General features: G+C 55.4%; 20 protein-coding genes. 6 read left to right on the top strand and 14 right to left on the bottom strand.

What is annotated here, in order from left to right; all coding sequences use genetic code 11:
- Window positions 1–130 precede the first annotated feature (130 nt).
- On the bottom strand, window positions 131–955 hold the full coding sequence (menB, locus tag B1C80_RS10195; RefSeq protein ID WP_077920988.1) for a 1,4-dihydroxy-2-naphthoyl-CoA synthase: 825 nt from the start codon (window positions 953–955) through the stop codon (window positions 131–133).
- Window positions 956–976: 21 nt separating this feature from the next.
- A complete protein-coding gene (locus B1C80_RS10200; RefSeq protein WP_077920989.1) occupies window positions 977–1435 on the bottom strand; it encodes a DUF2452 domain-containing protein in 459 nt (152 codons plus the stop codon).
- A 116-nt stretch (window positions 1436–1551) separates the two neighbouring features.
- Here B1C80_RS10200 and B1C80_RS10205 point away from each other — a divergent pair, with 116 nt between their 5' ends.
- From B1C80_RS10205 to B1C80_RS10215, 3 genes are read left to right on the top strand one after another with little or no spacing between them, the layout of a single operon-like run.
- Window positions 1552–2019, top strand: a complete 468-nt coding sequence (locus B1C80_RS10205; RefSeq protein ID WP_077921159.1) for a ubiquinol-cytochrome c reductase iron-sulfur subunit — start codon at window positions 1552–1554, stop codon at window positions 2017–2019.
- Window positions 2020–2078: 59 nt separating this feature from the next.
- Entirely contained in the window at window positions 2079–3158 is a 1080-nt protein-coding gene (locus B1C80_RS10210; protein WP_077920990.1) for an AMP-binding protein, read from the top strand.
- Between the two features lie 26 nt (window positions 3159–3184).
- Window positions 3185–3937, top strand: coding sequence for a hypothetical protein (locus B1C80_RS10215; protein ID WP_077920991.1), 753 nt, complete (start codon window positions 3185–3187; stop codon window positions 3935–3937).
- 5 nt (window positions 3938–3942) lie between these two features.
- Here B1C80_RS10215 and B1C80_RS10220 read toward each other — a convergent pair whose 3' ends face one another.
- Window positions 3943–4608, bottom strand: coding sequence for a trans-aconitate 2-methyltransferase (locus B1C80_RS10220; protein WP_077920992.1), 666 nt, complete (start codon window positions 4606–4608; stop codon window positions 3943–3945).
- Window positions 4609–4750: 142 nt separating this feature from the next.
- Between B1C80_RS10220 and B1C80_RS10225 the strand changes: the two genes are divergently transcribed.
- On the top strand, window positions 4751–5290 hold the full coding sequence (locus tag B1C80_RS10225; protein WP_077920993.1) for a DUF3828 domain-containing protein: 540 nt from the start codon (window positions 4751–4753) through the stop codon (window positions 5288–5290).
- Window positions 5291–5400: 110 nt separating this feature from the next.
- Here B1C80_RS10225 and B1C80_RS10230 read toward each other — a convergent pair whose 3' ends face one another.
- The 6 genes from B1C80_RS10230 to B1C80_RS10255 form a co-directional block, all read right to left on the bottom strand.
- The gene (locus B1C80_RS10230; RefSeq protein ID WP_077920994.1) at window positions 5401–7722 is read right to left on the bottom strand and encodes a glycoside hydrolase family 65 protein; all 2322 of its coding nucleotides are present in this window, start codon (window positions 7720–7722) and stop codon (window positions 5401–5403) included.
- The gene (locus B1C80_RS10235) at window positions 7722–8312 is read right to left on the bottom strand and encodes a DinB family protein (protein WP_077920995.1); all 591 of its coding nucleotides are present in this window, start codon (window positions 8310–8312) and stop codon (window positions 7722–7724) included. The genes B1C80_RS10230 and B1C80_RS10235 overlap by 1 nt, the downstream gene beginning before the upstream one ends.
- A 69-nt stretch (window positions 8313–8381) precedes the next feature.
- Entirely contained in the window at window positions 8382–8987 is a 606-nt protein-coding gene (locus tag B1C80_RS10240; RefSeq protein WP_077920996.1) for an NTP transferase domain-containing protein, read from the bottom strand.
- Window positions 8988–9097: 110 nt separating this feature from the next.
- Window positions 9098–9865 (bottom strand): tRNA pseudouridine(38-40) synthase TruA, encoded by a 768-nt coding sequence (gene truA, locus B1C80_RS10245; RefSeq protein ID WP_077920997.1) that lies wholly within the window; start codon window positions 9863–9865, stop codon window positions 9098–9100.
- 93 nt (window positions 9866–9958) lie between these two features.
- Window positions 9959–10471 carry a pyridoxamine 5'-phosphate oxidase family protein gene (locus B1C80_RS10250; protein ID WP_077920998.1) on the bottom strand — a complete coding sequence of 171 codons (513 nt, stop codon included), beginning with the start codon at window positions 10469–10471 and terminating at the stop codon, window positions 9959–9961.
- A 126-nt stretch (window positions 10472–10597) separates the two neighbouring features.
- On the bottom strand, window positions 10598–11767 hold the full coding sequence (locus tag B1C80_RS10255) for a helix-turn-helix transcriptional regulator (protein WP_077920999.1): 1170 nt from the start codon (window positions 11765–11767) through the stop codon (window positions 10598–10600).
- Window positions 11768–11899: 132 nt separating this feature from the next.
- Here B1C80_RS10255 and B1C80_RS10260 point away from each other — a divergent pair, with 132 nt between their 5' ends.
- The gene (locus tag B1C80_RS10260; RefSeq protein WP_077921000.1) at window positions 11900–13330 is read left to right on the top strand and encodes an aldehyde dehydrogenase family protein; all 1431 of its coding nucleotides are present in this window, start codon (window positions 11900–11902) and stop codon (window positions 13328–13330) included.
- Between the two features lie 84 nt (window positions 13331–13414).
- A complete protein-coding gene (locus tag B1C80_RS10265) occupies window positions 13415–16363 on the top strand; it encodes a hypothetical protein (protein WP_077921001.1) in 2949 nt (982 codons plus the stop codon).
- A gap of 80 nt (window positions 16364–16443) precedes the next feature.
- Here B1C80_RS10265 and B1C80_RS10270 read toward each other — a convergent pair whose 3' ends face one another.
- From B1C80_RS10270 to B1C80_RS10290, 5 genes are all read right to left on the bottom strand, one after another.
- Window positions 16444–17775: an ABC transporter permease gene (locus B1C80_RS10270; RefSeq protein WP_077921160.1), complete on the bottom strand. Its 1332-nt coding sequence runs from the start codon at window positions 17773–17775 to the stop codon at window positions 16444–16446.
- Window positions 17776–17831: 56 nt separating this feature from the next.
- A complete protein-coding gene (locus tag B1C80_RS10275) occupies window positions 17832–18743 on the bottom strand; it encodes an ABC transporter ATP-binding protein (protein ID WP_077921002.1) in 912 nt (303 codons plus the stop codon).
- Between the two features lie 165 nt (window positions 18744–18908).
- Entirely contained in the window at window positions 18909–19328 is a 420-nt protein-coding gene (locus tag B1C80_RS10280) for an RDD family protein (RefSeq protein WP_077921003.1), read from the bottom strand.
- A 102-nt stretch (window positions 19329–19430) separates the two neighbouring features.
- Window positions 19431–20675, bottom strand: coding sequence for a dicarboxylate/amino acid:cation symporter (locus B1C80_RS10285; protein ID WP_077921004.1), 1245 nt, complete (start codon window positions 20673–20675; stop codon window positions 19431–19433).
- Window positions 20676–20859: 184 nt separating this feature from the next.
- A complete protein-coding gene (locus B1C80_RS10290) occupies window positions 20860–21300 on the bottom strand; it encodes a hypothetical protein (RefSeq protein WP_077921005.1) in 441 nt (146 codons plus the stop codon).
- Window positions 21301–21411: the final 111 nt, after the last annotated feature.

The following is a 21411-nucleotide window of genomic DNA, read 5'->3' on the forward strand; positions in this document are numbered from 1 at the left end:
TGGTTCGTCAGGGCAACGTATGCCCAACGCGCCCCTCTATGGCCGTTTTGATTTTTCGACACTCAAAAAAGCGACGGATCAACAGCCTGTTTGCCATTGATCCGTCGCCTTCTTATACCAGTTATGTCCGCTATGGGAACTTCGGAAACTTACTGAAGTCGGGTTTGCGCTTTTCGAGGAAAGCATCTTTTCCTTCTTTGGCTTCGTCCGACAGGTAGTACAGGAGCGTGGCATCACCCGCCAGCTGCTGGATACCGGCCTGCCCATCCAGTTCGGCATTGAACGACGCTTTCAGCATCCGGAGGGCAATCGGGCTTTTCTCGAGCATTTTGCGGCACCAGGCCACGGTCGTCTCTTCCAGCTGATCGAGGGGGACCACCTTGTTGACCAGCCCCATATCCAGCGCTTCCTGCGCATTGTACTGATCGCAGAGGAACCAGATCTCGCGGGCTTTTTTCTGGCCCACGACCCGGGCCAGGTAACTGGCGCCAAACCCACCGTCGAACGAGCCGACTTTAGGACCGGTCTGCCCAAAGCGGGCATTGTCGGCCGCGATGCTCAGGTCACAGACTACGTGCAGCACGTGACCGCCCCCAATGGCATAGCCGGCCACCATAGCCACAACAGGCTTGGGTATCCGCCGAATCTGCATCTGGAGGTCCAGCACGTTGAGCCGGGGTACCTGATCGTCGCCGATATAGCCACCATGGCCCCGGATCGACTGGTCACCCCCTGAGCAGAACGCTTCGCCCCATTCGCCGGTGAGGATAACGACCCCTACCCGCTCGTCCTGCCGGGCCAGTTCCATGGCTTCCGACATTTCTTTGACCGTTAAGGGCGTAAAGGCATTACGCTTATGCGGGCGGTTGATGCTGATTTTAGCGATACCGTCGTAATACGAGAACAGAATCTCCTGATATTCTTTTATGGGTTCCCAGGGGAAATTGCTTTGCATAGTGCATTGGGTGAGTATAAACTACTCATTATATGAAACATCATGATACTGAACATCCCACGTGTGATCAGCCATCATACGAACGGTGGCCAGGCAACGCTCGAACGGAAACGTACGCCCCCACTCCGTCGGGCCGATCATCGACAGCACATCCGTTCCGTTCCGGCGGGTATAGAAATAGTAGGTATGCCCAACTACCGGCTCAAAATTCATCTGGGCCGCATAGATCCGTTCAGACACTTCGACCCGGTGACGAATGGCCGTAGCCTGGTCGGCCAGCAGCTGCATCTGTTTGTAGAGCTGACTAAGCTGCATGTCCGTCTGCTCGCGCATGGCCGACACGGCCCGTCCCGTAATCTTACCTTTGTCTTCGGGGCGGATAACGGCACCGCCCGCCGTATGCGCGTATGCCAGGAGGCCCGGTGATTCGGCTACTTTATCCGGCGAAATCGGATTGATGATTACTTTCGCTTCTTCCATATGTACTTCGGATAACCGCCCGGCGAACGACTTTGTTCGCTGTCGTGGAATGACAGAAATATTGCGTATTTTCGCCAAAAACCCGGCTTATGGCCGTAAAAGTACAACAAAACACCATGCAAACCAGCTCACTGGCTCCGGATAAACGACCGATCGACAGACAACATTTCTTCCGGCTGGTGGGCACCGGCATCGGCGCTATCCTGCTGAATCGATGCCTGGCCGGCTGCGCGGCTCAGGGAAATGATGACCCCATCCGCCCCGCCACCGAAAAGCTGGATTTCACCCTACGCCTGGACGATAAAAGCAACGAAAATCTGAACGTAAACGGCGGCTATGTCATTGCCAACGATGTCATTGTTGCCCGAACCAAAGACGGCAACTTCGTAGCTGTATCGGCCGAGTGTACACATGCCGGTACAAAGCTGACGTTTAAGTCGGCCAGCGATCAGTTTTACTGCCCCCTGCACCTGTCCCGTTTCGATACCAGCGGTAAGGTGCTGGTCGGCCCGGCTTCGCTTCCGCTCAAACAATACAAAGTGACTCCCGACCTCATTGCCCGTACGGTTCGGGTATTCGAGTAATCCTGTTAGCCAGGCGGCCTCTGCCGGGGGAGATAACCGGTACGCTGCGCCCTGATTCTATGGTGCTTGCGTTCCCCGATCCGGCTACCTGGCCGGACGCACATACCCCCTACGAAGCCGAAGCGCTGGCTTTCTGCACGGCCTGGTTGAGCGGTCAGGACGAATTTACCCTACACACCTCCGGCTCGACCGGTACGCCCAAACCAATCCGGCTCACGCGCGCCCAGATGAAAGCCAGCGCTCGGCTTACTGGCCAAACCCTGGGGCTCCAACCCGGCGATCCGGCCCTGGTTTGTCTGAACATCCGGTATGTGGCCGGGGTCATGATGCTCGTTCGGGGCCTCGAACTGAAGTTGCCCATGACGATCATCGAACCCGTCAGCAATCCCCTGGCGGGTTTCCATGCCCCCGCAGACCAGTTTGCCTTTGCGGCCCTGGTTCCGCTGCAGCTACAGACCATTTTGGACACGATCGATCCGGATACGGGGCAACCTGCGCAAGTCGACCTGCTCGATTCGATGAAAGCAATTCTGGTAGGTGGTGCCGCTACCAGCCCGGCTCTGGAAGAGGCTATACAAGCCATACGTGCCCCCGTCTACGCCACCTACGGCATGACCGAAAGCGTTTCGCACATAGCCCTCCGGCGACTGAATGGCCCGGAACGGAGCGACTGGTTTACGGCTCTCGACGGGGTAACGCTCGGCACCGACGAGCGGGGTTGTCTGCACATTACGTCGGCGGCCACCAACCAGCAGCGCATCCAGACCAACGACGTCGTTACGCTACTGCCCGATAATCGGTTCCGGCTGCTGGGCCGCGCCGATACCATCATCAATACGGGTGGCGTAAAAATACAACCCGAACCAGTAGAACGCCTGATTCAGGAGGAGTTGGCCAAATCTGGACCCGTACCCCGTTTATTTGTGGCGGGCATACCCGATGAGCGGCTCGGGCAGCGGGTAACGCTCGTTAGTGAACCGTTTCCCGACTGGCATTTGCACTGGGAGCCCCTTCAACTGGCCATCCGGACTGCCATTGGCCCGTATGCCGTACCAAAAGAATGGCGTATTGTTGCCAACTTTGCCGAAACGCCCACCGGTAAACTAGATCGGCAGGCTACCATTGCCCGCATCGTGTAGGATGGCGGGCCAACTACTTTGCACCCATGTCGTTTAAGTCTATTCAGATTCGCTACCAGACAGCCCGATCGTTACCGGCGCCCTACGCTTATTTCTATACCCTGACGCTTACCCCACTCGTTGGCGAAATTAGCGTCGACCTGGCCATCACCTACCCCGACCGCGATGATATCGACGAGGACGAGCTGATTGCCGAGGGCTACACCCGCGACGACGATTTCGGCTGGACAGGGCGCCTGCCGCAAACCTGGCGACAAACCCTGATTTCGCTGGCAGAAAAAACCAAACTTCAGCGCGTTGACGAAGAGCAGCTGGACGAAGACGACGATTTCTGGGATATTAAACTCGAACCCACAGCGGGTCCAGTGCGCCAGGGTCGTCCGGAACAGCGGCCCAATAGCAGTCCCGACGATTGGCAGTATCTGGTTCAGGAACTGATTCAGGCCGCTTACGAGTCGATGGGGCGCGAACGACCTTTTGAGCTCACCTACCTGCGGATCAACGGTCGACAGGAGGGTATGGAGCTGCGCATGACGGCCTCGTTTGTAGCCCGGAATGTTCAGATTCTGACCCTGCACGACCGACGCGAACGGACCCGGACCTTGCCCTGGTCTACCCTGCAGCGGGTTATGAGTACCGTTTATGCCTACGATTACGATCCGGCTGAAGCCCAAACCAAACGCCCCAGAACCGATGGACGCTGGCTGAACCTGGGTACTGACGACTGGTACGATATTGCCGACTATACGGAGGTCAGCGAAACCCTGGAACACCTGTAGACTTCCTACCGCTCCCACACCTCCGCCGACACCATTCCTCCCACGGCCGACTGTCGGTCTCGACAGACCAGCCCGGCCTGGCTCATCAGCAGCTGCCAGTCGGGTAGTTGACGGGCTTCTATGCCGGCGGTTAGCCTGAAGAACCGGATCATGCTCCATAGCAACACCCGCTGCCACCAGCCCTGAGCGGGCACAAAATCCGTTACCAGCCAGATCCCCCCCGGCCGGAGCGCTTCCAGTAAGCGCGGAATCATTCGATGCTGGAGGGTAGCCCTGGTAAACAGGTCGAGAACAAACGGGGTGATAATCACATCAAACTGCTCATCGGCCGGTATCGTCTGCTCGTCACCGGTCTGGAATCGGACCTCAATGGAGAACGGTTGATGCAGGATACGGCGGGTGGCGCGGGCCAGCATCTGGCTCGATGCTTCCAGGTACAGCACCCGAACGGGCTGGCATCGCTGTAAGATCTGTTGCAGCAACCAGCCCGTTCCGCCCCCAAGGAGCAGTACCGAAACCGGCGTCGACAGGACGGATGAATCGGCCGGTTCGCGGCTCGTTTGCTGGCGGTGAATCTGATCGATAAAGCGGAGTTGAGCCCGCTGTAGCCGCGACCCAAAAACAATCTTCGCCAGTATATCGTATACCGGTTCAATCCAGTCAAATCCCATGAGAGGCTATGTTCGTTGATGAGCTCACTGGCAGCCACCATGATCTGCCCGGGCAACCAAAACTACCATTAAGTAACTGTCTAAAAAGCGTTTACCATAATAATCTGTAGCTTTACCCTATCCACCACTCTTACCATGCCCCATGTACGCTACGAAGCTACTGCTTATCATCGGCTTATTCGCAGGTACGTACGCCTGTACGATCCAGGATACCCAGCAGGATACACCACCCAATCAGGCATCGCCCGTTACGGCTTCCCGGGTAAAAAAACCATCGACACCCGACGCACTTGTCCGGGAATTGTACAGGCAGCATGACGCGGGCAACGGACCGTTTTTTCAGACTGACGACAGGCCGCTGCTGAGCCGCTATTTTGACGGGGAGTTGGCTGACCTGATCTGGGCCGATATGACAACCACCGAAGCGGGCGAGAGCATGCTTGACGCCGATCCGTTGTATAATGCGCAGGATATCGACATCAAAAAGTTTAACGTTCATCCGGCTGCCGAACGGGATGGGGCGACTGAAGTACGGGTTACTTTCGAAAATTTTGGTGAGCAACAGGAAATCCGGTGCCGCATGATCCAGCTGCGGGGCAAGTGGCGAATTGCGGATATTATATACCCCGACGGCAGCCAGCTGTATCAGCTACTGAGCGGCCCGGATGAAGAAATGCCCTGAAACCGCTTACTGCTGGGACAGCATTTTTGTAAAAGGCCCATCAAACAGCAGTCTGATGGGCCTTTTAGTAGGGTATTGTAATAAAGTCGCGCCCGCGGGCCGAATCCGTTTTACGCCAGTACTGGTATCGTGACCGTCTGCTTACTTTCACCCGCAATGGTCACCGTTTCGCCATGTACCCGCAGCGTAACGGGTTGCACGGAAAAATTCTGTACCGTTACATCCTGCTGGGTGGTGGTAATCTGTAACAAGGCGCCCCGGTACCGGATTTTAAAGGCCAGACCCTGCCAGTTTTCCGGACAGTACGGACTGAACGATAGCCCCTCGGCATCGACCCGCATACCGCCGAAGCCTTTCACCACCGCCAGCCAGGTTCCGGCCATACTCGTTATGTGACAGCCGTCCTCGGTATCGTTGTTGTAGTCGTCGAGGTCGAGACGAGCAGTACGGAGGTACATTTCGTAGGCTTTTTCTTTCATACCCAGCTTCGACGCCTGAATGCTGTGGACGCAGGGCGAGAGCGATGATTCATGAACCGTCATGGGCTCATAAAACGCGTAGTTTCGGCGGAGCGTGTCGGTATCGAATTCATCCTCGAAGAAATAGAGCCCCTGCAGTACGTCGGCCTGTTTGATAAAACACGACCGCAGAATCCGATCCCAGGACCAGTTCTGGTTCAACGGACGCTGGCCTTTGGGAATATCCGACACCGGCATGAGATCCTTGTCGAGGAAGTCGCTCTGCTGGAGGAAAACCTGCCGTTCGGGATCGTACGGATAGTGCATATTGTCGACGATATGCTGGGCGTTCTGAACTTCCTTTTCTTCGCGGAAGTGGATGCGTTCACACAGGTCAGCGTATTTCTCGGGGTTCAACGCCTTTACTTTGCCAACCGCTTCGATGGTGTACCGCAGCGTCCAGGCGGCAATGTAGTTGGTGTACCAGTTGTTGTTGACGTTGTTTTCGTACTCATTTGGTCCGGTAACGCCCAGCATGACGTACTGCTTTTTGGCGGCCGACCAGTTCACCCGCTGGCTCCAGAACCGGCTGATGGCAATCAGGACTTCCAGGCCGTAATCGGTCAGGTACGATTCATCGCCGGTATACCGCACGTAATCGTAGATGGCGTAGGCAATGGCCCCGTTTCGATGAATTTCCTCGAAGGTAATTTCCCATTCGTTGTGGCATTCTTCGCCGTTCATCGTCACCATTGGGTAGAGCGCAGCCCCCGCCCGGAAGCCCAGCTTCCGGGCATTCTCGATGGCTTTCTGCAGATGTTTGTACCGGTATATCAGCAGATTACGGGCTACTTTCTGGTCGGCAGTAGCCAGGTAAAAGGGCAGACAGTACGCTTCGGTATCCCAGTAGGTGCTCCCCCCGTATTTTTCGCCGGTAAACCCTTTAGGACCGATATTGAGTCGTTCGTCCTCGCCGGTATAGGTCTGGTTCAACTGAAAAATATTAAACCGGATACCCTGCTGGGCGGCTACGTCACCGTCAATGACGATATCGTTCATTTTCCACTTGTCGGCCCAGGCCTGCTTCTGTTCGAACAGCATCCGGTCGAATCCCTTGCGGGATACCCGGGCAATGGCCTCGTGAGCCAGGCGCATCAGCTCATCGGAGTCGTGGTTGAGCGAGGACAGGTTCACGGCGTATTTATAGATAACCGTTTCCTGGCCCTGCTGACAGTCGAGAGTCATCCGGTTGGCCACGTACTTCTCGTATTTGATCGGCTGCGACTGGTAATCCATCTTCTGACCGTCCTGTTCGATTTCCACGCACATGCCGGTCGTGACATGGAATCCGGTTTTTCGGGTCCGCAGCTCGATATAGGCTTCGCCGTAGCCGGTCTCCTTGCGCACTTCGTCCCAGAAGGTCTCGTCATAGTTCGCATCCCGGTTCCGGATAGCCCCATCAATGTAGGGCGTTACGGTGATCTTGGCGTCGAAGTTGAGCGGGGTCAGGCTGTAACGAATGGCACCGGCGTCATCATCGACGATGGAACAGAAGCGTTTGGCATTGACCTTGACCTCTTTCCCGCTTTTCAGCACCGCCACGAATGACCGTTCGAGGTACCCTTCCCGCATATTCAGCTCACGCCGGAAATCGCGCACGTCGCAGGTAGCCAGGTCAAGGCTTTCGTACTCGATATCGATATCAATGCCGGCCCAGTTTGCCGCATTGAGCACTTTGGCGAAATACTCGGGATAGCCATTCTTCCACCAGCCTACGCGGGTTTTATCCGGGTAATAGACGCCGGCCACATAGTTGCCTTGCAGGGTTTTACCGGTAAACTTCTCCTCGAAATTCCCCCGTTGTCCGAGCCGGCCATTGCCCAGGCTCATCAGACTTTCGGTGATTTCATTATAGTCGCGGTGGAAATCAGTTTCGACAATGGACCAGGGGTCCTGTGTAATGTATTGTTTCATTAGAGGTTATTGTTCGTAGCCGCAAAGGTATCCATTTCCTTCTTTACGCGCATGGCCTGGTTCAGATGCCGCTCTGAATGCGATACCAGCATCTGTAGGGCGTCGCCTACCCGGATTTTGAGCCAGTTGCCGAAAATAGTGGACAGCTTGTCGGCGTTCCAGTCGAGGTAAACGGCTTTGTCGAGCAGGTCGCGAAGCAGGTACTGAATTTCCAGAAACTGGGCCAGCACATTGGCCGGATGCAGATCGACAGACGAGCGGGGTTTGATAATTCCCGGCGCCGGAATTTTCAGTTTGGTTTCCGGGTTGACGATCCAGTTCAGGGTCCGCCCTACCAGATCAGACGCCAGGATCTGATCGGTCGGCATCGTTTGTACGAGGCCCAGCTGATCGACTTTGTGCTGAAGGTTGCGGATGTAGTACCGTTCGGCCAGGTTAAGGTGCTGAAGACATTCGATTATGCTCCACGAACCGGGAGCCGGTTTCCAGCGGAGCTGCTCGTCAGACAGGTGTCCGAATTCGCTCTCCACGGTTTTTAGGATAGTTGTCAGCCGCGTTTGCAGCGTACGGGCAGTAGCGAGTTTTTGCATGAGTAGCGTTTCCGTGGAGCAACATAAAGAAAGCCCGACTCGTCGGAGTCGGGCTCAATTATACGGATGTCATTGGACCTGTGCCAATACCTGATGAAAAAATTCAATATCCCGGCGGGAGTCAAGGTCGATGGCCCCAGCCTCGAAGGGCACTTCCGAGCAGTCGTCCCGGTGTTTGCCGATGACCCATTTTACGCCTTTATCCCCCTCAAGACCAAGCAGATCGCTAATGTAGTCGCGGCTGAATAAGGCAGGTACGCTCAGCTGGGTATCGTACCGACAGGCAATGATCCCTTTCTGATCGTCTTTCCCGACTTCGACCATATGCAGCAACAAGCCCAGCGACACCAGCGGCTGGTCTGTATGCAGCACCAGCACTCTGTCAATATCCTTATGGGTAATGTATAAAGCAGCCAGTCCCGTTTTGAGTGACGAAGCCTGACCGGTTGGCCAGCTGGCGTTATCGACCAGCGTAACCGGTAACCCCTGCAGCTCCGGCACGATCCGTTCTCGATTGGCCCCTAGTACGACCACAACGGGCCCACGTTGTAGCGCCAGGGCTGTTTCTGTTATGCGCCGAATCAACGACTGCCCTTTGTAGGTCAGCAGTTGCTTCGGCTCTCCGCCCATCCGCGACGAATCGCCGGCGGCCAGAATAATAGTTCCGATTTTCAAGATGCTTTTTGTTACATGGAGTTAGCTGCCTACCCGACATTCCATGGTGAATACACGTCAGCGGCTCGTCCATGACGTCTGAACTGATTCAGTTCTGCGAGATAAACACCCTATACGGTGGGTCGGTTCTGCCGTTGCGCAAACACCTCGGCCGGGTAGCCCACTTCAACCAGCGACAACCCCTCGGCCGGAGCCGCCCGCCCGGCGGCCTGACGATCGCGGGCCAGGATGATCTGCTCAAATTCATCGACACTCATCCGCTCCTGCCCCACCATGAGAAGCGTACCGACAATGGCCCGTACCATACCCCGCAGAAATCGATCGGCACGAATATGGAACATCAGCTCGTCGTTGTTCTGGCGCTTCCAGTACGCAAAGTCAATCCGGCAGTTAAAGGTTTTAACATCCGTCTTAACCTTACTGAAACTCTGAAAGTCGGTATGCAGCAGCAGGCGGCTGGCGGCTTCGTTCATCCGGTCAACGTTAAGCGGCAGAAAGAACACGCAGGCCAGCCCATCGCGAAATGGGTCCTTACGTCGAATTATGCTGTACTGGTAGTAGCGATAGGTAGCGGTATAGCGGGCATGATCGCGCGGGCCTACCGGAAAGCAATCGTAGACGACAATGTCGCTTGGGATCAGTTTGTTGACCGAACGAAGCAGATGGGCGGGCAGGGGCGATTCAAGTTCGAAGTGCGCAAATTGCTGGGCTGCGTGAACGCCCGCGTCGGTTCGGCCACTGCCGACAATACCAATGGGTTGCCGGATAATCGTTGTAAGGGCCGTTTCGAGCACCTCCTGCACACTCAGCCCGTTGGGTTGCCGTTGCCAGCCGTGGTAGTTGGTGCCCCGGTAGGCCAGTTCAAGGAAATAACGCATTCAGGAATTGTGGGTGTTTTGCGGACCAAAGTTCCGTCTTTCTGCGTCACAAATTGCCTTTTATCGGGTTTAAGACCGCAAAACACCCGCAATTTACTTCGGCACGTCGCCAAACTTCTCGTTCCGACCGGTTTTGTCGGCATCGCCGGTCAGGGCGCCCTTCGCCATTTCGAACAGCTTGACCATTTTCCCGCCGGGCCGGTCCCAGTATTCACCTCCGTGGATCGTAACTTTCAACAAAGCAATGTGCGGGTCTTCTTTCCCGTTGGGAAACCAGGTTTTCAGGAAGTCGCTCCAAAGCTCATCGATTTTTGCCCGATCCCTGACCACGTCGGCCCGCCCGGTTGTTGTGACGTACACCTCGCTGCCGGGATCCGAAAAAGCGACGCTGACGCGCTGGTCCTGCTGAATCTCGGCTACCTTCGTCGAGTTGTCATAGGTAAAAAACCACATGCTGCCGTCCTCGTCGATCTCGTGGGTGGCCATGGGGCGGGTGTGAAAATCGCCATCCGACTCCAGCGTGGTCAGCATAGCAATCCGGATATCCTTAATCCTGTCTTTGAGCTTGTCCAGCTCCATGGCATTCAGTGTCTGTTGCGCCTGCATAGGGGTTGTGATTGATTGTACACAGTCACAACCCTACTTATCAAATAGAGTTTTATTCAGACACGGGTAAAGCAGAAAGTCGAGCCAGCGGGCTTCCGATCATCGGCAACCCATCCGGAACCGGTTCTACAGCCGGTCAATCTCGAACCGAAGTTCGTCGGCCAGCTGGCGCAGGCGGGTCGAGTCGGCCCGGGGCGGTGGGAGCTGCTGGCTGACGAAAGCCTGAATTTCCCAGACCTCCAGCACCTCTTTCAGGGCAACTTCGCGATTGGGGATGTCGGCCTGATCGGCCGTGAGCAGCAGCGTTCCCTTGGCCTTCACCTGGTTATAGGCCCGCCGGCTGCTGATTCCGTCGCGGCTGGTCAGGAGAACGTACAGTTTTCCGTCGGCGATGTCGAACCAGTTTCGTACAAACTGGCCAACCAGCAACGCACCCGGAAAAGCAAAATCATCGCCAGCTTCAAAGGCGCGGTAGTGTCCTTCGGGTAAGGTAGGCAGGTGCATAGCCGGTAGCTGCCGCAGAAAATCAGGCTGCTGATAGCGTTGACCGTACTCCGCGTACCGCGCCTGCATGACCACCGCTATGGTCGGGGCAACGGCCTGAGCGGGTGCACTGGCCGGGCTGGCTGCCCCCGGCCCCTCGTACACATTGTTGAAGGTAAGCACGTCAACGGAGCGATGCTCGACAGGCCTGAATGGCGGAGCGGGCGGGGTCTGCCCAAACAAACGATCTACCGGCGACGCGGGCGGTGCGGGCTGATAGGCAACCGGGGCCGGCCGCTCAGCGGCTACCTGGTCGGGTCGGACCGGTGGGGTAATGACCGGCGGAACGGGTGCCGGTCTGGGGGCGGGCTGGGGCTGCTCGTCTGGCCGGTAGTATTTGTTCAGAACGGCCGAGAGCGGCTGCGGTTCCGGCGTAACAGGTCGGGATGTATCGGCGAAGATGTCCGGAAAATCCGGATGCTCGAACGGGTCATCCTCGGCTGGGTTGATCTTGCCATCTGACCGGATGTTGTCGGTCCGTATACGGACGTCGGCAGGACGGGCGGGTTGCCCGAGCGGTATGCTAAGGTTGGGCGTTTCGCGGAGTTTGCGCAGGTCCTGCCGCGTTAGCAATTCAACGGTTGTGTTGAAGGCCCGGGCAATGGCCTGTATATTCTGTTGGTTTGGGTTTGCGCGCCCCTCTTCATAAGCCCCTAATAAAGAACGCTTTATATTTATTTTTCGGGAGAATTGTTCCTGCGTCAGACCATTCAGTTTGCGCAGATAACGAATGTTTTCGCTGACAAGTGTCATTCGGTTCGGGTTTACTAAGGTGTTGCTAAGATATACGATTCCGGTTTGAAATACTAAAGCCAGTGGATTGCCGGGATTTTTTGTACTTTTACCCTATCCATTTGAATCTAATCAACACGACTTAACCTGCCTATGCAACCGTTACAAGCCACCACTGACCTGCGAGATGAGATAACATCGATTTTTGACCGGCAACGCCGGTTTGCGCCCAAGATGGCTCTGACCACCTCCCAGGAGCGGATCGAACGGATCAAACGGGTCCAGGACTGGATGCTGAGCCATCAGTCGGAGCTCGAAACGGCGATGTACAACGATTTCCGGAAGCCCAGCGCGGAGGTAGCGCTGGGGGAGCTGATGTCGGTCAATGCGGAAATCAAGCACATCGTTAAAAACCTGAACCGGTGGATGCGTCCCCAGCGGCTTCCCACGCCCCTCAGTCTGATCGGGACTAAAAGTCATATCCGTCACGAACCCAAGGGGAACGTGCTGATCATAGCGCCCTGGAACTATCCGTTCGCGCTGATTGCCAAACCGCTGGTTTCGGCCATTGCCGCGGGGAACGTATGTATGCTGAAGCCTTCCGAAATGACGCCCCATACAGCAGCGTTGATCAGCCGCATGGTTCGGGAGTTATTTCCGATTGATGAAGTAGCCGTATTCGAAGGGGATGCCGACGTGTCGAAGGCGCTGCTCGACCTGCCTTTCAACCATATCTTTTTTACCGGCAGTCCGGCAGTAGGACGGATCGTAATGACGGCTGCGGCCAGGCACCTCGCGTCGGTAACGCTTGAACTGGGCGGCAAGTCGCCCGCTATTGTCGATGACTCAGCCAATATCCGGCAGGCGGCCGAGCAGCTAACCTGGGGCAAATGCCTGAACAACGGCCAGACCTGCATCGCTCCCGACTATGTACTGGTGCACGAGTCGATCCGCGAACCCTTTCTGGAAGCCATGCGCGACTGTCTGAAACGCATGTACAGTCCAGACGGTCAGCCCGTCGAAGCTTCGGCCAGCTACGCCCGCATCGTTAATCAGCAGCATTTTCAGCGAATCCGGTCGCTGGTCGACGAGGCTGTTCAGCAGGGAGCTACCGTCAGCATAGGCGGCCGGATGAACGAAGCCGAGAACTTCATTGAGCCAACTGTACTTGAGCAGGTTACGGATGGTATGCGGATTATGCAGGAAGAAATTTTTGGTCCCGTGCTGCCGGTCGTGACGTACCGCACCCTCGATGAGGCCCTAAGCCGGGTTAACCAGCGGGATAAACCCCTGGCTCTGTACATCCACAGCCGTAACCGCGAACATACCCAATACATTCTGGACCGCACCTCGGCCGGCGACACCGTCGTTAACGATACACTCCTTCAGTTCGGGAATGTCGAGTTGCCGTTTGGCGGGGTCAACAATAGCGGGCTGGGTAAATCGAACGGGTTCTTCAGTTTTCAGGAATTCTCGAATCAGCGGGGGGTTATGCAGCGCGACTTCGGCACCATGAAATTCATATTTCCGCCCTATACCGACCGGGTGAAGAAACTCATTAACTGGGCGGTGAAATTCTCTTAAACACCCATTTGGTTAAACAAACCGCTCAGCACGTCATGTAAGGGGCGTTTTGTTTAGCCAAAAACTTCGTATCATTGACATTCTATGGTACGACTTCGTCTGCTCGCAGGGCTTAGCCTGCTATTCTGTTTTCCGGCCGCTTCCCAAACGCTGCCAATCCTTGATCAGAACCCGACTTCGCTACGCTGGTATCGACTCTCCACACCGCATTTTCGGGTATTATATCCCGCCGGCTTCGACACCACCGCCCAACGCACGGCCCAGCGGCTCGAGCAGTTATACGAACCGGTCAGCGCGTCACTGAACCGGCGGCCCCGGCGGGTGTCGGTGCTGCTGCAAAACCAAACGACCGTCAGCAACGGGTTTGTGACGCTGCTCCCCCGCCGGTCCGAATTCTTTACCTCTCCGCCCCAGGACCCGGGGCTGCTGGGTACCCTCGACTGGCTCGACCTGCTGGCCGTGCATGAATACAGGCACGTTGTTCAGGCCGAAAAAGCTCTTCAACACTATGGACGAGTGCTGTTTGCCCTGTTTGGCAATGCGGGACTGACGAGTGCTTATCTGACCGTTCCGGACTGGTTTGCCGAGGGCGACGCTGTCAGTACCGAAACGCTGCTGAGTACTGGCGGTCGGGGTCGGATTCCCAACTTCGACCTGGGTATGCGGGCCAACCTGCTGGCCGGACGACAGTTTCCCTACGCCAAGGCCGTGAGTGGCTCGTTCCGGGATAACGTGCCGAACCATTATGTGCTGGGTTATTTCATGACGACCTACCTCAAACGGGCCAACGGCCCCGAGGCCTGGAGCGACATCCTGAACCGTAACTACCGGCGCGTACCCTGGCCCTTTGCATTTTCGGCCAGTGTTAAAGATCAGACCGGTTTGCGTGTGGATGATCTGTACAGGAAAACGATGGACGACCTGACCGAAACCTGGCGCACGCAGCAGAAAAACCTGACCCTCTCCCCCGTTTCGCCCTACGCCATCGCGCCACCAGAAAAAGCGGGGCAGGATCGACCCGTTTTTACCAGCTACCGGTATCCGCAGTTCATTACTGACTCATCGGTTATTGCCGTCAAAAGCGGCCTGGGCGATACGCCCCGGCTGGTTCTGCTCAGCAAAAACGGATCTGAACAGCTCGTTCATGTACAGGGCTTCCCGAACGATCCGGCCATGCTGTCGGCTACGGCACAGCGGGTCTGCTGGATCGAATACGGCTATGATCCGCGCTGGGGCCAGCGCGTTTATTCGAACATCCGGCTCCTCGACCTGGCTTCCCGCCAGCTCACCCGCCTGACCCACCGCACCCGCTACACCGCCGTTGCCTTATCGCCCGATAACCAGAAACTCATCGTGGTTGAGAATACGGACAACTACAAAACCCGCCTGCATGTGCTCGACGCGCAGACCGGACGGCAGCTGGCCACCCTTCCCAACCCCGACGATGCTTTCTACCTGCACCCACGCTGGGCTGCCGATAACCAAACCATCGTGACGGTAAAACTGAAAAACGGCTATAAGACGTTACAGGCTGTTGATACCCGAACGGGACTCAGTACCGACTTACTACCGGCTGCCCGGGAAAACATTAGCCATCCGCAGCCGTGGTCCGACTATGTTTTCTATAACTCGCCCCGTTCGGGAATCGACAACGTGTATGCCGTCAACACCAAGACGAAGGAGGTTTTCCAGGTTACGTCCCGGCCTCTGGCGGCTTATCATGTGGCTGTATCTCCTTCGGGGGGTAAACTAGCCGTCGAAGAATTTACGGCCGATGGCTACCGGATTGTTGACATGCCCCTGGCTCCTTCCCGCTGGACTGCGCTGTCGGCTTCTGCCCCGGCTGGCAATCCGGCCGAGCTGGTACGGTATTTTGGTGCCCTGCCCCAGCTCGAACCGGGTGCCGCCCTGGGCCGGCAGATTCTCAACGACTCACTGGCCCCCACCCAGGTTTATACGCCCACGCGCTTCCGGCGGCTGGCCCATGCGCTCAACGTCTACAACTGGGGGCCGATCGTGAGCAGCACCGGCCAGGCGCTCAATGTAGGGTTAAGCTCGCAGGATCTGCTCAGCACCACCCAGGTTAGCATTGGCTATACCTATAACCAGGCAGAACGCGTCGGCAATGCGTATGCGCTGCTTAGCTACCAGGGACTCTACCCGATCATCGATGTCAGCTTTCAGCGCGGTAACCGCAACACCTCACTGTACATTGACAGGGCCGCTCCGGTCGACAGTCTGCGCTCGGATCGGTGGCAGTATAACCAGCTCACGGCCGGGTTTCGGCTTCCCCTCCAGTTCACCCAGTCGAAATACAGCCAGGCCGCGTCGATGTCTGCCTATTATAACTACCTGGCCGTTACCGATTATGACCTTCCCTTCCGCAGTATTACCGAGGTAGGCGGAACGGGTTCCCTGAATGCGCTCAGCTACGCGCTGAGCTATAGTCGGTTGTTGCGGCAAAGTAAGCGCGACGTGGCTCCGCGCTGGGGACAGACGCTTTCGGCCACTTACCGACACACGCCCTTCGGGGGTCGACTACAGGCCGAGCAATGGGGCGTTCAGGGAAATTTGTTCGTGCCGGGTCTTGGTAAACACCATTCGTTACGGCTGCGGGGCGGTTTCCAGCAACAGTCGCGGGGTACGTACCGGTTTGCGCCGGTTGTATTTTACCCACGCGGTCAGGCCTACGTCAGCGATGATCAGATCCTGGCCGGGAGCGCTGAATACCGGTTGCCGATTGCCGATACGCACTGGTCGCTGGGGCGGTGGCTGTATGTACAGCGGATCAAAGCTGCCGGTTTTCTGGATGCCGCCCAGGGACAAAGCCGACTTGAGGTTCGAACGGCCACGGGGCAGTTGCGCGGATATCAGACCCGAACCAATCAATACCAGACCGCGGGCGTCGACGTATCGTTCATCGTAAACGCCCTGCGCCTGCGCACTCCTTTTGAGGTAGGTGCCCGTGGCGTTTACAACCTGACTACCGGTCAATGGCTCGTTCAGCCCCTGGTGGTTGACATCGGCTTCTAACCCGGTTTCCTTGAATGAAAGAAGCCCGCTGACCACAAGTTGTAACCTGTGATCAGCGGGCCTCTTCTGTTCTATGGGGTTTAGCCCTTATAAAACACCCATTTCGACAGTTCTTTGTACGACACTTGTTTGCCGTACATCAGAATACCCACCCGGTAGATGCGGGCAGCCAGCCAGGTGGTACCCATAAAGCCCAGGATCAGCAACACCATAGACAGGGCCAGCTCCCAGCCCGGCACCCCAAATGGTACCCGTACCATCATGACCACGGGCGAGGTCAGCGGGAAGATCGACGTCCAGAAGGCCAGCGGCCCATCAGGATCCCGAATCACGAACTGGGCTACTGCAATGGCGCCAATGATGGGCAGGGTAATCGGAAACATAAACTGCTGCGTTTCTGTCTCGTTGTCGACTGCCGCGCCAATGGCTCCAAACAAGGCACTGTAAATGAGGTAACCACCCAGGAAATAGAACAGAAAACAGGCTACGATCAAGGGAATATTGAGCGTATCGATGGCACGCATCACGCTGGCAACGGCACTCTCCTGCGTCTTTTTCACCTCAGCCGAAGCCGGTCCCTGAGCCATGGCCCCGGCGGCTCCGGATGTTTGCATAGCCTGCCGCCCCCGGTCCACCTTGTCGCCCATGATGGTACCGCCAATGGTAAAGAGGCCAATGGTGAGGGTGATCCAGAGCAGGAACTGGGTCAGACCAACCAGAGCCACGCCGATGATTTTCCCGAGCATCAGCTGAAAAGGCTTTACGGACGAGATAATCACCTCAACGATCCGGTTGGTTTTTTCTTCCATGACGCCCCGCATAACCTGAGTGCCGTAGATAAATACCGAAATGTAAATCAGGAAAGCGCAGAAATACCCGATAATGGTGGTGGCAATGGCGTTGCTGTTCTTCTCACCCGCATCGCTCAGGTTGATCGTCTGCGCATCGACGTTGACTTTAGCGTCTTCGATTACCTTCTGGGTAATGCCGGCTTCGCTTAGTTTGATGGTTTCGATCTCCTTGCCAATAGCGCGTTCGATATTGTTCTGCAAATCAAGACTGACGCTCTTCTGGGCAAAAATCTGCACGGTTTTGGGCCTCTCGATGACATCTTTCGGAATAAACACCAGCGCATCGTACCCTTGCTTGACAAACGATTTCTTGGCGACGCTCAACGGTTGTTTTTCGTAGGAGTAGGTCGTTTCTTCATCATTTTTGAACTGGTTGGTGAACCGGCCGCTTTCGTCGACGACGGCGACTTTTTTCTGGTCGATGGAGCTTACGGCCGCCCAGCCGATGATAGCATAGAAGGCGAAGATCAGCAATGGCCCCAGGATGGTCATGATCACGAACGACCGTTTACGCACCCTGACCAGGTATTCGCGTTTGATAATCAGGAAAATTGTATGCATGGACTTGATAAGTGAATAGGCTTTGACGGTACACGATCCGGCAGCACAGGCCGGCATTAATCGTTGGTTTCGCCGACGGCCTGGATGAAGATATCGTTCATGCTGGGAATATTCTCGCCAAATGACCGAACCGCCACTCGATCGAGCAGGTGACGGATCAGTTCGTTGACGGCAGCGTCGGGCGGAATCCGGATATCCGTTCGCTGAAAGTTATCGTCGGTAGCGGTGGTGGTCAGTACTTCGAAGGCAGGCGGCAGGTCGTCAAGCGTTCCCTGGTACTCGACATGGTAGGTATGGGTTTTAAACTGCTCTTTGATGGCTCGTTTAGGTCCATCGAGCACTTTGTGAGATCGGTTTATGAGCGCGATGTGATCACAGAGTTCTTCAACCGATTCCATGCGGTGGGTCGAGAAGATGATGGTCTTCCCTCTGTCGCGTAGTTCGAGAATTTCATCCTTGATCAGATTGGCGTTGATGGGGTCAAAGCCGGAAAACGGCTCGTCGAGTATGATCAGATCGGGTTCGTGCATGACCGTGGCCACGAACTGCACCTTCTGCTGCATACCCTTCGACAAATCTTCTACCTGCTTGGTCCACCAGGTCTTGATATCGAACTTCACAAACCAGATTTTGAGCTTTTCCATGGCTTCTTTCTCGGTCAGCCCTTTCAGTTGAGCCAGGTAAAGCAATTGTTCACCAACCTTCATTTTTTTATAAAGGCCGCGTTCTTCGGGCAGGTAGCCAATACGCTTGATATGATCCGGCTTGAGCCGCTCACCATCCAGGATGACCTCCCCCGAATCGGGAGCGGTGATCTGATTAATAATACGGATTAGCGAGGTTTTACCGGCGCCATTGGGCCCAAGCAGCCCAAAAATACTGCCTTTGGGTACATGGAGGCTGACATCGTCCAGTGCCCGATGCTCGGCATACTGTTTGACGATGTGGTGGGTTTCGAGAATATTCACAGAGTTTGGTATATCGTTTAGGTTGTCTAATGAACAGACAAATGAACAGGGCCTGCACTGAATCAACAACCAATTTACGGATGAACTGCCATTGCGGTATATAGACGGTATAAAAAAACCACAGCCCCCGGTCGGGACTGTGGTTTTTGTGATGAAAACAACCGGTCAGGCCTTGACAACAATCGTTTTGGCCCATTTGTCGCCAAAGCGTTTTTTCTCATCGCTTAATACCATCAGGGCGTCAATGATGTTAAAAACCGGGATCATGAGCGACACCTGCCGGGTGATGGCCGTGCCGTAATCGCCCAGCAGACCGGCGCCGGTATCTTCCCGGACCGCTTTGATACCCATCAGCTTTTTTCCGATGCTTTGTCCGCCCAGGAAACCGCCCACTTCGGGCAGCGCATCTTTAACGAGAAAGTAAACAAGAGCGAAAATCATTCCGATGAAGGAAAGCCTGTAGCTAATGACGCCCAGAATCAATAGCGGCACGTAAGCCACGACGACATCGATAAGATACGCAATAAAACGCACACCGGCACTGGCTTTGACCTGGGTGCTGAGCGAGGTGAAGGACGATTCCACAGTATACGGGTTTAGGTAAAACGGTTTTTTAATATTCCCATCTAACCTACAAAATCCCCGGCAACGTTCTGCATTTCTGTTCAGCTACGGGCGCAATCTTTACTAAGCGGTAATCTCTTCAGAATCAATAGGATGAGTGCGGAATTCGCCTTCCCATTTAGAGACTACACAGGTGGCTACCGCGTTGCCGGCCACGCTCGTGGCGCTGCGCCCCATATCCAGAACCTGGTCGATACCCAACAACAGAGCCAGCCCTTCGATGGGTAAATTGAACAGGGACATGGTGCCCGCAATAACGACCAGCGACGCCCGCGGTACCCCGGCAATTCCCTTAGACGTGATCATCAGCGTCAGCATCATCGTAATCTGCTGTTCAATGCTTAGCGGTACGCCGTAGGCCTGGGCAATAAAAGCCGTTGCGAAGGTCATGTAGAGCATTGACCCGTCGAGGTTGAACGAATATCCCAGGGGCAGTACGAACGAGATGATTCGTTCTGAGCAGCCAAATCGCCGTAGAGCCTCAATGGTTTGCGGAAACGAAGCCTCCGAACTGGCCGTACTGAACGACAGGATGATCGCATTCTTGATTTCGGCCAGCAGCGCCAGATAGGGAATCCGCACGACCAGACAGATTACCCACAGAACGACAAAAACGAAGAAGAGCAGCCCGCCAAAGAAGCAAAGGATCAGGTAGGCATAGCCCGCCAGTATACCGAGCCCCTGCTGCGCTACTACGGCCGCAATGGCACCCAGCACCCCAAACGGTGCAAACGACATCACATACCCTGTCACTTTAAACATGACATGCGACAAAGCGTCGAGGGCTTTGATCACGATTTTTCCCTGGGCTCCAATGGACCCGACCGCAATACCGAAGAAAATACTGAAGACCACGATCTGTAGTATTTCGTTGGTGGCCATGGCATCGATAAAGCTCGTTGGTACAATGTGGGTAATGAAGTTCTCAAAAGTCATCTTAGGCACTTCAACCCCCGTATCGGTTCCCTTGGGAGGCAGGGGCAGGCTCATTACCTCGCCTGGTTTCAGGATGTTTACCACCAGCAGCCCAACAACCAGCGACAGTATGGTGGCGAAATAAAAGTAAGCCAGCGTCTTGAGTCCGATCCGACCAACGGTGCCAAAGTCGCCCAGTTTAGCGATACCCACGACCAGGGTGGCAAATACCAGCGGCCCGATGATCATCTTAATCAGCCGAAGAAAAATTTTGGAAAGTATATTCAGGTCCGTTCCCGAAAATCCTGAGTCAGTTGCCGGAAACAAGTAACCAATCAGGATACCGAGCACCATGCCCAGAAAGATACGCGTAGTCAAGTTAGGGAGTTTCATGCAGTCAGGTTGAAAGCCAGTATGAACAAAAGTAACGTAATCGGAGCAGTTGAGAAAACCGGAGCCGCACAGAAGTAGAGGCCAAAGCGCTCAAAAGGCTATCTGGAACGGGGGCAGCCCGAGATCTTACCCGCCCGCTGATGCTGGCCTGTCAGCTCGGCCGGGTAATCGGGTCGGTAATCGTTCAGGCTTTAAATACCCGTTTGTATATGGGTTTTCGGTACGCAAACTGCGCCCACAGGAGCGGATACATCAGGTAATCAAGCAGCCGAAACGGGGTTCTGAACGTAATATCGTCGATAACGACGGTTCCGCCCGACTCGTGTCTGACCAGCCGGTGCCGATGTCGCCAATATCGTAAGAAAAACGGCAGACGGACTCCTTCGTCGATGAAGTAAATTTCATTAGTCGTGGTTTGCTGATCGGTGATCAGGCTTTCCCAGTCCTGACGAAACACCAGAAAATTCAACCGCAGGAGAACCACATCTCCCCGTAAACAACCATCGAAACGAACTACCTCAACGGGCGGAAAAGGTGGGCTGAGCTGATCGAACAGCTTACGATCAAACCCAGACCAGACGTCGGGGAGGGCCGCCTGTACTACGGTTTCGAGAATAATATGCATGTAGTGATTTGTATCAAAGACTGTATATCCGATAAGGTTTCTATGCCGCTTAATAAATCTTACTACCGTAAAATTGATAAAGACGCCGAATTTAGCCAATTTGACCAGTCA

The sequence above is a fragment of the Spirosoma sp. 209 genome, assembly GCF_002006735.1.
Taxonomy (GTDB): domain Bacteria; phylum Bacteroidota; class Bacteroidia; order Cytophagales; family Spirosomataceae; genus Spirosoma; species Spirosoma sordidisoli.

Bases quoted from the DNA above. Each gene is read 5' to 3' on its own strand.
- menB (WP_077920988.1), bottom strand. From the start codon at position 955: ATGCAAAGCAATTTCCCCTGGGAACCCATAAAAGAATATCAGGAGATT.
- B1C80_RS10200 (WP_077920989.1), bottom strand. From the start codon at position 1,435: ATGGAAGAAGCGAAAGTAATCATCAATCCGATTTCGCCGGATAAAGTA.
- B1C80_RS10205 (WP_077921159.1), top strand. From the start codon at position 1,552: ATGCAAACCAGCTCACTGGCTCCGGATAAACGACCGATCGACAGACAA.
- B1C80_RS10210 (WP_077920990.1), top strand. From the start codon at position 2,079: ATGGTGCTTGCGTTCCCCGATCCGGCTACCTGGCCGGACGCACATACC.
- B1C80_RS10215 (WP_077920991.1), top strand. From the start codon at position 3,185: ATGTCGTTTAAGTCTATTCAGATTCGCTACCAGACAGCCCGATCGTTA.
- B1C80_RS10220 (WP_077920992.1), bottom strand. From the start codon at position 4,608: ATGGGATTTGACTGGATTGAACCGGTATACGATATACTGGCGAAGATT.
- B1C80_RS10225 (WP_077920993.1), top strand. From the start codon at position 4,751: ATGTACGCTACGAAGCTACTGCTTATCATCGGCTTATTCGCAGGTACG.
- B1C80_RS10230 (WP_077920994.1), bottom strand. From the start codon at position 7,722: ATGAAACAATACATTACACAGGACCCCTGGTCCATTGTCGAAACTGAT.
- B1C80_RS10235 (WP_077920995.1), bottom strand. From the start codon at position 8,312: ATGCAAAAACTCGCTACTGCCCGTACGCTGCAAACGCGGCTGACAACT.
- truA (WP_077920997.1), bottom strand. From the start codon at position 9,865: ATGCGTTATTTCCTTGAACTGGCCTACCGGGGCACCAACTACCACGGC.
- B1C80_RS10250 (WP_077920998.1), bottom strand. From the start codon at position 10,471: ATGCAGGCGCAACAGACACTGAATGCCATGGAGCTGGACAAGCTCAAA.
- B1C80_RS10255 (WP_077920999.1), bottom strand. From the start codon at position 11,767: ATGACACTTGTCAGCGAAAACATTCGTTATCTGCGCAAACTGAATGGT.
- B1C80_RS10260 (WP_077921000.1), top strand. From the start codon at position 11,900: ATGCAACCGTTACAAGCCACCACTGACCTGCGAGATGAGATAACATCG.
- B1C80_RS10265 (WP_077921001.1), top strand. From the start codon at position 13,415: ATGGTACGACTTCGTCTGCTCGCAGGGCTTAGCCTGCTATTCTGTTTT.
- B1C80_RS10270 (WP_077921160.1), bottom strand. From the start codon at position 17,775: ATGCATACAATTTTCCTGATTATCAAACGCGAATACCTGGTCAGGGTG.
- B1C80_RS10285 (WP_077921004.1), bottom strand. From the start codon at position 20,675: ATGAAACTCCCTAACTTGACTACGCGTATCTTTCTGGGCATGGTGCTC.
- B1C80_RS10290 (WP_077921005.1), bottom strand. From the start codon at position 21,300: ATGCATATTATTCTCGAAACCGTAGTACAGGCGGCCCTCCCCGACGTC.